Annotated in this window: 16 protein-coding genes; 5 read left to right on the forward strand and 11 right to left on the reverse strand. The window is 72.0% G+C overall.

Translation table 11 applies throughout. The annotated features are described in order from the left end of the window. Positions 1-12: 12 nt before the first annotated feature. Positions 13-942 (reverse strand): DMT family transporter, encoded by a 930-nt coding sequence (locus tag AA23TX_RS17570; RefSeq protein ID WP_155543575.1) that lies wholly within the window; start codon positions 940-942, stop codon positions 13-15. Positions 943-1235: 293 nt separating this feature from the next. Beyond that, positions 1236-2114: a LysR family transcriptional regulator ArgP gene (locus tag AA23TX_RS17575; RefSeq protein ID WP_439328758.1), complete on the reverse strand. Its 879-nt coding sequence runs from the start codon at positions 2112-2114 to the stop codon at positions 1236-1238. Positions 2115-2183: 69 nt separating this feature from the next. On the opposite strand from AA23TX_RS17575, the gene AA23TX_RS17580 reads away from it, so the two are divergent. Continuing rightward, positions 2184-2786, forward strand: coding sequence for a LysE/ArgO family amino acid transporter (locus tag AA23TX_RS17580; RefSeq protein ID WP_155543577.1), 603 nt, complete (start codon positions 2184-2186; stop codon positions 2784-2786). A gap of 1 nt (position 2787) precedes the next feature. On the opposite strand, the gene AA23TX_RS17585 is transcribed toward AA23TX_RS17580, so the two are convergent. From AA23TX_RS17585 to AA23TX_RS17620, 8 genes are all read right to left on the reverse strand, one after another. Continuing rightward, a complete protein-coding gene (locus AA23TX_RS17585; RefSeq protein WP_196425364.1) occupies positions 2788-3276 on the reverse strand; it encodes a methylated-DNA--[protein]-cysteine S-methyltransferase in 489 nt (162 codons plus the stop codon). After that, positions 3276-3653 carry a type 1 periplasmic-binding domain-containing protein gene (locus AA23TX_RS17590; RefSeq protein WP_155543578.1) on the reverse strand — a complete coding sequence of 126 codons (378 nt, stop codon included), beginning with the start codon at positions 3651-3653 and terminating at the stop codon, positions 3276-3278. The genes AA23TX_RS17585 and AA23TX_RS17590 overlap by 1 nt, the downstream gene beginning before the upstream one ends. Continuing rightward, positions 3650-4363 (reverse strand): 2OG-Fe(II) oxygenase, encoded by a 714-nt coding sequence (locus tag AA23TX_RS17595; protein WP_155543579.1) that lies wholly within the window; start codon positions 4361-4363, stop codon positions 3650-3652. Before AA23TX_RS17595 ends, AA23TX_RS17590 begins: the two co-directional genes overlap by 4 nt. Positions 4364-5190: 827 nt before the next feature. Continuing rightward, positions 5191-5784 (reverse strand): methylated-DNA--[protein]-cysteine S-methyltransferase, encoded by a 594-nt coding sequence (locus AA23TX_RS17600; protein ID WP_155543580.1) that lies wholly within the window; start codon positions 5782-5784, stop codon positions 5191-5193. Next, a complete protein-coding gene (locus AA23TX_RS17605) occupies positions 5781-6257 on the reverse strand; it encodes an RNA polymerase sigma factor (RefSeq protein ID WP_155543581.1) in 477 nt (158 codons plus the stop codon). Before AA23TX_RS17605 ends, AA23TX_RS17600 begins: the two co-directional genes overlap by 4 nt. A gap of 121 nt (positions 6258-6378) precedes the next feature. Then, the gene (locus AA23TX_RS17610) at positions 6379-6717 is read right to left on the reverse strand and encodes a hypothetical protein (RefSeq protein WP_155543582.1); all 339 of its coding nucleotides are present in this window, start codon (positions 6715-6717) and stop codon (positions 6379-6381) included. 137 nt (positions 6718-6854) lie between these two features. Continuing rightward, positions 6855-7622, reverse strand: coding sequence for a putative protein N(5)-glutamine methyltransferase (locus AA23TX_RS17615; protein WP_155543583.1), 768 nt, complete (start codon positions 7620-7622; stop codon positions 6855-6857). 12 nt (positions 7623-7634) lie between these two features. Then, a complete protein-coding gene (locus AA23TX_RS17620; protein ID WP_155543584.1) occupies positions 7635-8135 on the reverse strand; it encodes a L,D-transpeptidase in 501 nt (166 codons plus the stop codon). A gap of 139 nt (positions 8136-8274) precedes the next feature. Here AA23TX_RS17620 and AA23TX_RS17625 point away from each other — a divergent pair, with 139 nt between their 5' ends. Genes AA23TX_RS17625 through AA23TX_RS17640 form a run of 4 tightly spaced genes read left to right on the forward strand, consistent with a single transcriptional unit; the run spans position 8275 to position 10649 of the window. Then, positions 8275-8994: a transglycosylase SLT domain-containing protein gene (locus AA23TX_RS17625; RefSeq protein ID WP_155543585.1), complete on the forward strand. Its 720-nt coding sequence runs from the start codon at positions 8275-8277 to the stop codon at positions 8992-8994. A 1-nt stretch (position 8995) separates the two neighbouring features. Continuing rightward, positions 8996-10009, forward strand: coding sequence for a CHAP domain-containing protein (locus AA23TX_RS17630; protein WP_155543586.1), 1014 nt, complete (start codon positions 8996-8998; stop codon positions 10007-10009). Continuing rightward, on the forward strand, positions 10006-10260 hold the full coding sequence (locus AA23TX_RS17635; RefSeq protein ID WP_155543587.1) for a YbaB/EbfC family DNA-binding protein: 255 nt from the start codon (positions 10006-10008) through the stop codon (positions 10258-10260). Before AA23TX_RS17630 ends, AA23TX_RS17635 begins: the two co-directional genes overlap by 4 nt. Next, complete coding sequence (locus AA23TX_RS17640) at positions 10257-10649, forward strand: hypothetical protein (RefSeq protein ID WP_155543588.1); 393 nt, start codon at positions 10257-10259, stop codon at positions 10647-10649. Before AA23TX_RS17635 ends, AA23TX_RS17640 begins: the two co-directional genes overlap by 4 nt. A 72-nt stretch (positions 10650-10721) precedes the next feature. Here the strand turns inward: AA23TX_RS17640 and AA23TX_RS17645 are convergent, their stop codons facing one another. After that, on the reverse strand, positions 10722-11495 hold the full coding sequence (locus AA23TX_RS17645) for an ESX secretion-associated protein EspG (RefSeq protein ID WP_155543589.1): 774 nt from the start codon (positions 11493-11495) through the stop codon (positions 10722-10724). Between the last annotated feature and the right edge of the window lie 24 nt (positions 11496-11519).

The following is an 11519-nucleotide window of genomic DNA, read 5'->3' on the forward strand; positions in this document are numbered from 1 at the left end:
GGCACCCTGGGGTCACCCTATGCGAACGGGTTCCGGCGCTGGTTGCTTGGTCGAATCGGGGACCGGGTGCGGCGGTACGTTCTCGCCGCGGTGCTCGGTGAACCGGGCCAGTGCCAGTACGCCCCCGATGGCGAGGAGCGCGCAGAGCAGCCCGGACACAGCAACCCATCCGCTGATCGAACTCGCTTCGCCGAGCAGCCCGACCCCGATCGCCACGGCGACGATCGGGTCCACCACGGTGATGCACGCCATGACCGTGTGGGGTGGTGCGCTGGCATAGGCCTGCTGCACCAGCCAGGCGCCGAGGAGCAGCGCGAGCACGATGGCGATCACGGAAACGATCAGCGCGGAGAGCGGACCGCCGTGCTGAACCTGCTGCAGCACTGCCCTGGTCAAGACCGATACCAGCCCGTAGGCCGTGGCCGCGGCGGTGGCGAACGCGAGACCGCGTGCCCGACCTCTCGTCGTCATGGCGAGCAGGGACATGCCGACCACGCCGACGGCGACGAGTTTGCCGGCTTGAAGGCCGGCGAAACCGCTCACCTCGGTCGGTGTGGTGTTGCTGGCCGCGATCCCCACGAAACCGGCCACGCCTGCCGCGATCGCGCCGACCGCCAGCCAGCCGCGTCCGGTGAGCTTCGGGCCGCCGGCCCGGGCGGCGAACAGTGCGGTCGCACCGACCGCGAGCACGCCGACCGGCTGCACCACGATGACCGGTGCGACGCCGAGCGCTACCGCGTGCAAGCTCCCGCCGACGATCATCACGAGCAGGCCGAGCAGCCAGCCTGACTGGCACAGCAACCGGCTGAACGAACGAAATCGCAGCGTCGGCCCGTCGTCGGCGTCCCGCATCGTCGTGTGCACCGCCCGGTGCTGCATGTGCGCGGCCAGCGCGGCGAACACGGCGCCCGCCATGGCAAACGCGATCCCGATGATGGTCATCCGGAACCCTCCGATACGCGCCGCCACCGGCCGCCGTCCGCGGGGCGGGGCTGAAAGTCAGTCATCTGGGCCACGGCACAAGCCTGTCCGGCTTTGGCGCCGCACGCGATCAAGGTGGCACCCCGACCGGTCCAGGGGACGACCCCACCGTGCGGGGTGGAGTTTTCCCTACCGCGAAGCACTCGGAACAGGCAGGGCGAGGTTCGGGATTCCTTTGCTGGTCAGCTGGTTGTCGTCACCATGGGTGCTGGGGCGGTCACCCACGTCAGTCGCGTTCGGGCTTGCCGTGCCGCTCAGCGAAGTGCTTTCCCCGCACCGGCGGCCACGGCGTTCGCGACGGTGGCCAGCGCCGGCGAGTCCAGCTTCCACTGCTGCCAGTGCAGTGGTACGTCCAGCGGACGATCCGGTGCCAAGTCCACCAGGGCGTCGCCGCGGGGGGCTGCTTGGAGTTCCGGGATCATGCCCCAGCCCAGGCCGGCCGCTACCGCCTCCACGAACGACTCCGATGCGGGGATGTGGTGGCGGACCGGGGTGAACGTCCGGCGGCGGGTGAGGCTGCGCAAGAAGCGGTCCTGGAGGTCGTCCTTGCGGTCGAACATGATCACCGGCGCTGCCGGGAGCGACGTGGGTAGGGGAGAAGTCAGCCAGCGGGCGATGAACGCCGGGGAGGCCATGGCCCGGTAGCGCATGCGGCCCAGGCGGGTTGATGTGCAGCCCTGGACTGGTTGGGGCGATGCCGTTACCGCCGCCATCACCAAGCCTTCGCGGAGGAGGGCTGCCGTGTGGTCTTGGTCCTCTCGTTGGAGGTCGAACGCGAGCGAGAGGGGCGCCGGGACGCGGGACAGGGATGGGAGGAACCACGTTGCCAAGGAGTCCGCGTTCACCGCTATCGACAGCGTGCGTGTGGAGGAGTCCAGGCCCAGTTCGGACACCGCGTCCTGCTCCAGCTGGGCCAGTGAACGCGCGAACCGGATCAGGACCTGGCCGGATGCCGTCAGGGAGATCGGCTTCGTGCGCAGGAGCAGGACTCGGCCGGTGCGTTGCTCCAACGCCTTGATGCGCTGGCTGACCGCCGACGGGGTCACGTGGAGGACGGCCGCCGCTGCGTCGAAGCTTTGCTCGTCCACTACGGCCAGCAGCGTTCTGACCTGGTCCAGTGGGAGATCTGACATCACGAGCGCTAATGTTACGTAAGAATCTTTAGGTGGAGTAATCCAGCGGTACGGTCGTACCGTGGAACGGTGCTTCCCCTGCTCCTCGCCGGCTTCGGGACCGGGCTGTCCCTCATCGTCGCCATCGGCTCACAGAACGCCTTTCTCCTGCAGCAAGGGCTGCGTGGGGGCGCCGTGACGCCGTTGGTCGTCATCTGCGCGGTGTCGGATCTGGTGCTGATCGGACTCGGGGTCAGTGGGATCGGGGCCGTGATCGAGCAGTGGCCGACCGCCATCGGGGTGATCGCTGTCGGGGGCGGGCTCTTTCTGCTGGGCTACGGCGCGCTGGCCGCGCGGCGGGCGTTTCGGCCCTCCGTCATGACCGTCGGCGCCGAACGGACGCCGCTGCGGAAGGCCGTGCTTGCCTGCGTTGCCTTCACCTGGCTCAACCCGCACGTCTACCTCGACACCGTCTTGCTGCTCGGCTCCGTCGCGGTCGCTCACGGCGATGGACGGTGGTTGTTCGGGCTTGGAGCCGGGATCGCCAGCGCCGTCTGGTTCAGCGCGCTCGGTTTCGGCGCGAAGAAGCTGGCGGGCGTCTTTGCCCGGCCCGTGGCGTGGCGCGTTCTGGACGTCGTCATCGCCGTGACCATGACCGGGCTCGGCGCCGCGATGCTGCTGAGCCACGTGTGAGTCACCAGAGCTGGCCGCGCTCCGCGGCCGGCGGGCGCTCCAGCTCCAGCAGGAACTGCTTGCGCTTCAAGCCGCCCGCGTAGCCGGTCAGCTTCCCGTTCTTGCCGACGACCCGGTGGCACGCCACCAAGATACTCAGCGGGTTCTGCCCGACCGCCGCCCCGACCTCGTGGGGTAGCCCGCCGACGGCCGTCGCGAGGTCGCCGTACGTCGCCGTCGAGCCGTACGGGATCTTGGTGATCTCGGCCCACACCGCGCGCTGGAATTCGCTGCCTTCGGCGCGCGTGGGTGCATCGAACTCCTTGCGCTGGCCGGCAAAGTATTCCTTCAGTTGCTCCGTCGCCGCCGGGAACGCCGAGTCGTCGCGCGGGCCGAACGTGGTGTGGTCCGGGCGGGTCCAGTGGTGCGGGAAATACAGGCCGGTCACGACGTCGCCGTCGCCGACCAGGGTGAGCTCGCCGATCGGCGAGTCGATGATCGCGTGCTTCATCAGTTCTCCCAAGTAGTGCCGTCTGCTCGTGCGCCGCGTAGGCCGGGCAGGCGGGAATCCGTCAGGGTTGCTGTGACGACCGTCCGATGAGGACTCCATCTCGTCGACATCAGCAGCCGCCGCGACAGGCCGGCCCAGCCGGTCGGGGTGGCGGCCACGACCCACACGTCCGGGTCCGGCGCCGCGAACCGTTGGGCCTGGCGCAGCCACGATGCCGCCGTCTCCGGCCACGTCACGGTCGCCAGGACCAGGCCGCCCCAGGCTTCGGCGATCCGCTCGCCATCGGCCCGTGACGCCGGGTCGGCCGCGGTGCCGAGCACGATGTGCCGGGCCTCGCCGATCAGCTTCACGAGCGCCTCGAGTTCCGCGGCGGTCATGTCGCGTCGTGGAAGACGAGGCCCAGGGTGTGCCGGCGGCCCGAACGCACCGCCGAGACGCCGTGGCGCACCGGCGACGCCGACCAGCCGCGGGCCGAGCGGACCGGGCGGTCGCGGGTGGTGAACACGAGGCCGTGGCCCTGGGGGATGAGCGTCGCGGTGCCGCGCGATTGCGCTCGCGGCCGCTGCTCGACGAGGAGAAATTCGCCGCCGGTGTGGTCGGTGCCCGGGTCGTTGAGGTTGATCACGACCTGCAGCGGGAACACCTTGTCGCCGTAGAGGTCGCGGTGGAGGGCGTTCCAACCGCCGGTTTCGTAGCGCAACAGGATCGGGGTCGGCCGCTGCTGGCCGGCGTCGTGGCAGACCTTCAGCCATTCGTCCAAAGTGGACGGCCATTCCGGATCGCGGCCGAGGCGGGCGTACCAGTCCTGCGCGATCGGCAGCAGACGCGGGTAGAGCGCTTGCCGCAGCCGCTCAACCGGCTCCGGGAAAGGTGCGGCGAAGTAGTGGTAGTCGCCATTGTCGCCGAAGCGGTAGCGGCGCAGGTTCACTGTCGCGCGGAAGTGTTCTGGTTGGTCCCAGAGGGCGACGAGCTTCGCGCACTCGGCGGGGGTGAGCAGCTGGGGAAGCAGCGCGCAGCCGTAGTCATCGACCTCGGCGGCCACCGCCCCCCAATCGGCTGCGGCGACGCGTTTCTCGTAAGTGCTCATATTAGGTAGACGCTCCGGCGAGGCGAAACGTGAGATCGGCTGGGCGAGATTTCCGGTCGGGTTGGGGGTCGCTGGGGAACGGCTCGGTCTACGTGGTTGTGGGCAGGGGCGACGAGCCGGTCGGGTGGGTGGCAGGTTTCTTGGTGGGCACCAGGTTGGCCAAGGAACGTGTCGGCCGGGGTGGGCCTTGGCCGGATGCGGCGACAGGTTCAAGGTCGTGCCGCGGGGCGGCAGGTTCGCGGTGAGTGCCGGAGACCGAAAGGTTGCTACCTAAGGTGCCGGGTGGGCCGCAGCGACAGCTGGCCGGACGGTTGGCGGTGCCGAGCAGGAGCGAATGTCCGGATTGGTGGCCGTGGCGAACGGGTTCGGCCTGGCCGACCCGTTCTGGGCGCGGCCAGCAGCGGTGTGTAGTACGGGGATTCTGGCGGGGAGCGGCGGGGTGTTGACCCGGCCTGCCCGGCCCGGCTTGTCCGGCCCGGCTTGCCCTGCCTTCTGGCCTGCTCGGCCTCCCGGCTCGGCTCGATCCGCTCGGCCTGCCCTGCCCTGCCCTGCCCGCCCCGGCCCGGCTTGCTCGGCTCGGCCCACCGGGCCCTGCCCGGCTCACCGGGCCCTGCCCGGCCCACCGGGCCCTGCCCGGCGCGGCCCGGCCGCCCTGCCCGCCCGGCCTGTCCCGGCCCGGCTTGCTCGGCTCGGCCCACCCGGCCTCCCGGCCCACCCGGCCTCCCGGCCTGCCCGGCCTGCCCGGCCTCCCGGCCTGCCCGGCCTGCCCGGCCTGCCCGGCCTGCCCCGGTCGCCCTCCACACCGACCGGCAGAGAAAGCCCGAAGCTCAGGCCGCTTCCATCGTCAGCAGCACCCGCTTGGCTTCCTCACCACCCGCGTACTGGCCGTACGACCCGTCCGACCGCACCACCCGGTGACACGGCACCACCACCGGGAGCGGGTTGAGCGCGCACGCCGTGCCGACTGCCCGGACTGCCTTGGGGCTGCCCGCCGCCGTGGCCACCTGGGCGTAGCTCTCCGTTCGGCCGTACTCGATCTCCGGCAGGTGTTCCAACACCGACAGCCGGAAGCCGCGTGCCAGGCGGAAGTCCAGGGGGACGTCGAATGACCGGCGACCGCCGGTGAAGTACTCGTCCAGCTGGCGGACCACCGGGTCGAGGCGGGCCGGGGCGTGGAGGAGCCGGGGGCTGATCGCCATGGCCAGCTCGGCCAGGACCGCGTCGTGGTCCTGGCGGTCGAACGCCACCTTCACCAGGCCCTGGGACGTCGCCGCCAGCAGGAGGGAACCGACCGGCGTGTCGAGCGTGCGGTAGGCGACGTCCAGCAGGCCCTCGCGCTCGGCGGCCGCGGTCAGGCGGTCGTGCAGGCGGTCCGGCAGCAGTTCGCAAGCCACCGGAGGCGACGGGATGATGTCGATCATGAGTGCGCTCCTTCCAAGGGGTAGGTGGCCCGCAGGGTCTTGACGCCGTCGGCGGCCGCGCGGCGGGCGGCGTCGACACTGCCTCCCGTGATCTCCGCGATTTCCGCGTACGGCAGCCCGGCCAGGTAGTGGTAGGCGACGGCGACGCGCTGCTTGTCCGGCAGCCTCGCCAGCGCGTCCCACAGGTCGCCGTCCAGCGGGCCGGCTCCGCCCGGGCGGTCCGGGATCTCGCCGACCGGCACCGGGACGCGCGCCTGGGCGCGGGTGACGTCGATGGCCTTGCGGTGCGCGATCGTGACCAGCCACGCCTGGACGTTCGCCTCGGCGGGCAGCTCCGGATACGCCTTGAGGGCGGCGAGAAAGGTCTCCGACCAGGCGTCTTCGGCGTCGGCGGGGCCGAGCACGGCCCGGCAGACCCGGAGGACCATCGGCCCGTGCTCGGTCACGACTTGCTCGAACGGTTTCACGATCACACCCTGTAGACGTCCGCCGGCGCCGGAACGTGAGATCGAGTTTGTCACGCGTACGGGTAAACCCAGTACCCGTCCCCGTCGAGGATGTGGTTGCTCACGACGAACTGCCCGATGCTCGGGTTCAGCAGCCGCGCGATGTCGCAGCGCAGGAACGCGCTGTGGGCGCCGGTGACCAGGTCGTGCGGTCGCCGGTGTCCTCGGCGACCAGGTGCCGTTCGCCGACGTACCAGGTGCGCTGCTCCGCCTGCACCGCGGCCGAATCAGTCGCCACCGGCGCGTCGGTGCCCTCCATGGTGAAGACGTGCGTCTCGTCGGACTGCGCCCGCCAGTCGGCGATGCTCTTGACGACCTGTGTCGCGACTTCGAGCTTCCGTTGCGCCGGCAGCAGGTTGCTGGTCGAGATCACGCGGGCCCAGACCGCGCAGCCCGCCTCGGGACACGCGTACCGCTGGTAGGCCATGTCCGTGATGGTGCAGCCGGCCAACCGGTTTTTCGTCCAGTACCCGGCGCGGATGTCCTTGTCGCACTCGTCGAACGTCGATCCGGGTGGTCACTCCGACGAAGGAGTGAACGAAAGTCGTTGCCCCACCGGGCAAATCACGACGGTGGGGCGGTCCCGCTGACGACGGTGGCGCCCAGCTCTTCCGAATCGTGCACGCGCGGAGCCAGCCCCGCGGCGGCGAACAGCGCGGCCAATACCGGCGCCTGCCGTTCACTCGATTCGGTCAGCAGGGTCCCGCCCGGCGCGAGCCATCGCGACGCGCCCGCGGCGACGCGGCGGGCGAGGTCGAGGCCGTCGGTCCCGCCGTCGAGCGCCACGCGGGGTTCGTGCAGCCGAGCCTCCGGCGGCATGGTCGCGACGGCGTCCGAGGGGACGTACGGCACGTTCGCCATGAGTACGTCGACCCGGCCGCGCAGCGACGACGGCAGCGCGTCGTAGAGGTCGCCTTCGTACACGCGGGCCTCCGGGAGGTTCAGCCGTGCACACGCGACGGCCGCGGGCTCGACGTCGGCCGCGTGCAGCTCACGCGGGCGCAGCGCGGCGGCGAACGCGGCGCCCAGCGCACCCGAGCCGCAGCACAGGTCGAGCACCACCGGCTCGGCCGGCGCGAGCGAGACGGCGACGTCGACCAGGAACCCGGTGCGGCGACGCGGGACGAACACCCCGGGCCGCACGGTGATCCGCAGGCCGTGGAACTCCGCCCAGCCGAGCAGGTGCTCCAGCGGGAGCCCGGCAACGCGGCGTTCCACCAGCGAGCCGAGTTCGGCGGGGGTCGTGGCGGCGGCGATCAGCAGGTCCGCCTCGTCCTCGGCGAACACGCAGCCCGCGGCGCGCAGGCGCGAAACGACAGTCGAAGTGTCCACCGGGGAGTGACGCTACAGGACCTGCACCGCGTCCCCGACGTTCAGGCCGTCGAAGAACGCCGCCGAATCGGCGTCGGTGAGGTGGACGCAGCCGTGCGACGGCGCGTCGAGCGGCCCGGCGTGGAAGGCGATGCCGCCGGCGGCGAAGAACACCGAGTTGGGCATGTCCGTGCCGTAGACGCTGCTGGTGTGCTCGCGGTCCTTCCAGACGACGTGGAACGATCCGGCCGGCGTCGCCTGGTCCGGCGGGCCGAAGCCGGCCGGGACCGGGCCTCGCACGACCCGGCCGTCGCGCAGCAGCCAGGCCAGGCGCTGCGCCAGGCTCACGCACGCGCCGGTCGTGACGGCGCAGGGCGGCGCGGGCGGAGGAGGAGTCGTCGTGGGCACCGGAGTGGTCGTGCGGACGAGCGGCGCCGGTTCGGCGATCGGGCTCGGCGTCGTCGTGCGTGGTGCCGCGCACGACGACGTGACCAGCGTCAACCCCAGCAGGGTCACCACCCCGGCGCCGCGCATCCGTGCATCCCCTCGTCGAAGGTCTCCCGGGGATCAGTACGCGTGAACGGCCCCGAAGGTTGAGCCGCGCGTGCACCCGGGTTGTCCCTGCGTGCACCGCGGCTACCGCCGGGGGTACCCGGACGGTCAAGGTCGAACCATGACGAAGCTGAGCGCCGAGCAGATCGCCCGGCACGCCTACGCGGCCGGGTTCCGCGGCCAGGGCCTGACCACCGCGGTCGCCGTCGCGCTGGCCGAGTCCGGCGGGCGGACGACCGCGCACAACGCCACGCCACCGGACGACTCCTACGGCCTCTGGCAGATCAACATGCTGGGCGCGCTCGGCCCGGAACGGCGCCGGCAGTACCACCTGAAGTCCGACGACCGGCTGTTCGACCCGGACACCAACGCCCGCGTCGCGAACAGCATCTCGAGCGACGGCCACGACTTCACGCCCTGGTCGACGTACACGAACGGCGCCTACAAGCACCACCTCACGGCCGCTCGCCAGGCGGCTCAGGACGTCACGAAGCACCACGGCAAGTCCGCCGGGACCGGCACCGCGAGCGGCCGTCCGCTCAGAGTGGACGACAGCGTGCTGCACTCCTACGTGGCCCGGACCCGGCACGTCGGCGACGCGTTGGGCACCGCGACCGGGCACCTGCGCGGCGTCCGGGAGATCGGCCGCGAGAGCTTCGGCAAGATCGGTGAGGAGTCGGGGTTCGCCGACGCGCTCGCCGGCTTCGGGCTGGCCCTGCAGAAGCAGGTCAAGGGCGTCGGCGCGCACGCGGACGGGCTGGCCGCCGCGGCGCGGAAGGCCGCGAAGTCCTATCGCGACCACGAGACGGCGACCGTGGCCGCCTTGAACGGACTGGGCTGACATGGACACCGCCGCGCTCGCGCACTCCTTCGCGAAGGACCTCGTCGCCCACCGCGACAAGCTCGCCGGGAAGGCCGAGGACGCAGTCCGGGCCGAGTACGCCCTGCACCAGGTGGCGGGTGCGCTGGACGCCCAGCACGACGCCTACCACAAGGAAAGCGCCACCGTCCTCGAGCACTGGCACGGCCACGGCGCCGACGGCTTCCGCCACACCAGCGCGAAGCTGACGAAGGAGCTTCGGATCACGGGCGCGGCCGGGGCGGCGGCGGAGAAGGTCGTCGCGCACGTCGCGTCCACAGTGGACAGCGGGCACACGGCCGTGCAGCGGCTGGTCGACGAGTACACCGCGCGCGCGAAGCAGGTCCTCGACGCGGGCGTCGCGGCCGGGACGCAGGCCGCGCTGATGCGCGCGGTCGGGCACGCGGCCGACCTGGCACCGCAGTACACGCGGCAGTCGGCGTCGACGCTGCGGCACGTCGACGCGGAACTGAAGGCGGCGGCCGAGAAGCTGCACGACCTGCGGAAGGACCTGACCCACGACGGTGTCATGGACAAGGCCGTGCCCACGAAGACCACGCACCCGAGCAAGGCCGGCGGACGCGGCCAGGAGGTCGTCCACGCCGCGCGCACGCAGCTCGGTGTCCGCGAGAACCCGCCGGGCAGCAACCGGAACCCGTACGGCCCGACCGCCGCGTGGTGCTCGTCGTTCGCGACGGCGATGTGGCGGAAGGCCGGCGTGAAGATCCCGGTGCTGCCCTTCAGCGGCGACGTCTTCCACTGGGGCGAGCGCAACGGCCACGCCTATGGCAAGCACTCGCTGCACGAAGCGAAGCCGGGGGACGTGCTGATCTTCGGCACCGGGCCGCAGAACACGTCGACGAGCACGCACATCGGGATCGTCGAGAAGGTCGAAGGGAACCAGGTCACGATGATCGAGGGCAACTCCGGGGACGCCGTCCGCCGGAACACGCACACGCTCTCGGCGTCCACGTTCTACGGAGGGGTCCACCCGTGATCACCGGAAAAGCCGCCGACCGCACGGTCGCCGTCGAAGTCGCGCCCGGCGGCGCGTTGCAGGAGCTGACGCTGGAGGCGTCGGCGCTGAGGCTGGAGCCGGACGAGCTGGCCCGCCGGATCCTGGTGCTGGCCGCGGCCGCGTCGGCACGCGCCACGGCTTCGTTGTGGCACAACGTGGACGGTCTCGGTCTGCCCGAGGCGGGTGAGGACGCGGAAGCGACCACCCCGGACAGCTGGCGGTCCCAGTGAAGGCTTCGGAGCTGGCCGACGCGGCCTTCGAGGCCCCGGAACCGGCGTATGGGACGCGGCTGGCCGCGATCCGCGCCTCCGCCGAGGCCGACGGGGTGTCGGTGCTGGTCGACCTCCACGGCGCGCTCGTGGACCTGCGGTTCGACCGGTGGGCGCTGAACCGGTCGCCGGGGGAGCTGGCCGGGGTGATCCGGCGGCTGGCATCGGAGGCGGGCGCCGATGCCCTGCGGCAGGGGCGCGAGGTGCTGGGGGACGTGCTGCCGGACGGTGCGGAAGGCCCGAGGTTCGGTCCGCGGCCCTCGAGCGAGCCACCCGGTGAGGTGGGCGGACCGGCGATCCGGCCGCGGCCGGCCCCCGACGAGTTCCTGCCGACGACCTGGGCGACCTGACCGGCTGGCGGTCGTGAGTGAGAAACTGGGTTAGAACACTGTTTCTCACTCACGACCGCCGCGGCAGACCGCTCAGCGGGCGTCGCCGAGCATGCGGGTCAGCCGGTCGGCCAGCCAGGCGCCGTCGGCCGGCGTGACCATCACCCACGGTTCGCCGGCCACGTCCTCCGGCGTCACCGCGTAGCGCCCGGCCGCCGTGTCGAACCAGGCCAGGACCGGGCCGCGGCCCGCCGGGGCCGTCGCTGCCAGCTGGCCCGCCGCGTAGCGCTCGGCGGTCACCAGCGTCGCCAGTGGACGGACCGCGCGGCCGGTGATCCCGGCCGCGCTCAGCGCCCGCTCGAACGCGTCGTAGCCGTTGCGCGCGTACGCGTCCATCGCCGCCGAGTACGTCGCGCGGGGAAGCCGGAGCTGGTCGCCCGGGCCCGCCTCGGCGTCACCGAGCATCCGGGCCACCGCGGCGACCAGGTCGGCGGGGCGTAGCGGCTCCAGCACCAGCTCGCGCTCGTCGAGGACCGCGAGCACCCCGGCCGCGTCCCGCACGGCCGCGAGCAGCCGCCACGGCGCTTCGCCCAGCACCAGCGCGTCGACGCTCAGCGACGGCGCACCCAGCAGCACGACCAGGTCCGCCAGCGCCGGGTCGACGTCGTCGCCGTCGGTGAGGCCCGCTTCCGCCAGCCCGGCGAAGACCCGCACGCCCAGGTCGTCGCGCTCGGCCTGGGTGGCGCCGTGCACCGGCACGTCGAACGGGTAGGGCGGCGGCCCGCCCGGCCCCAGGTCCGCCCAGAGGAGATCGAATTCGAGATGCGACAGGATCACTCCGGCCGCCGTCGCGGTGCGCCGCGCCATGGTCACCCTTCCCGTGGTGCGCGG

Origin of the sequence: Amycolatopsis camponoti, assembly GCF_902497555.1 — a bacterium.
GTDB lineage: Bacteria > Actinomycetota > Actinomycetes > Mycobacteriales > Pseudonocardiaceae > Amycolatopsis > Amycolatopsis camponoti.

What these genes read in the sequence shown, in the direction of transcription:
- AA23TX_RS17645 (WP_155543589.1), bottom strand. Translation starts at nt 11,495, where the DNA reads ATGGCGCGGCGCACCGCGACGGCGGCCGGAGTGATCCTGTCGCATCTC.
- AA23TX_RS17610 (WP_155543582.1), bottom strand. Translation starts at nt 6,717, where the DNA reads ATGGCCTACCAGCGGTACGCGTGTCCCGAGGCGGGCTGCGCGGTCTGG.
- AA23TX_RS17630 (WP_155543586.1), top strand. Translation starts at nt 8,996, where the DNA reads ATGGACACCGCCGCGCTCGCGCACTCCTTCGCGAAGGACCTCGTCGCC.
- AA23TX_RS17590 (WP_155543578.1), bottom strand. Translation starts at nt 3,653, where the DNA reads ATGACCGCCGCGGAACTCGAGGCGCTCGTGAAGCTGATCGGCGAGGCC.
- AA23TX_RS17595 (WP_155543579.1), bottom strand. Translation starts at nt 4,363, where the DNA reads ATGAGCACTTACGAGAAACGCGTCGCCGCAGCCGATTGGGGGGCGGTG.
- AA23TX_RS17585 (WP_196425364.1), bottom strand. Translation starts at nt 3,276, where the DNA reads ATGAAGCACGCGATCATCGACTCGCCGATCGGCGAGCTCACCCTGGTC.
- AA23TX_RS17570 (WP_155543575.1), bottom strand. Translation starts at nt 942, where the DNA reads ATGACCATCATCGGGATCGCGTTTGCCATGGCGGGCGCCGTGTTCGCC.
- AA23TX_RS17600 (WP_155543580.1), bottom strand. Translation starts at nt 5,784, where the DNA reads ATGATCGACATCATCCCGTCGCCTCCGGTGGCTTGCGAACTGCTGCCG.
- AA23TX_RS17625 (WP_155543585.1), top strand. Translation starts at nt 8,275, where the DNA reads ATGACGAAGCTGAGCGCCGAGCAGATCGCCCGGCACGCCTACGCGGCC.
- AA23TX_RS17575 (WP_439328758.1), bottom strand. Translation starts at nt 2,114, where the DNA reads ATGTCAGATCTCCCACTGGACCAGGTCAGAACGCTGCTGGCCGTAGTG.
- AA23TX_RS17620 (WP_155543584.1), bottom strand. Translation starts at nt 8,135, where the DNA reads ATGCGCGGCGCCGGGGTGGTGACCCTGCTGGGGTTGACGCTGGTCACG.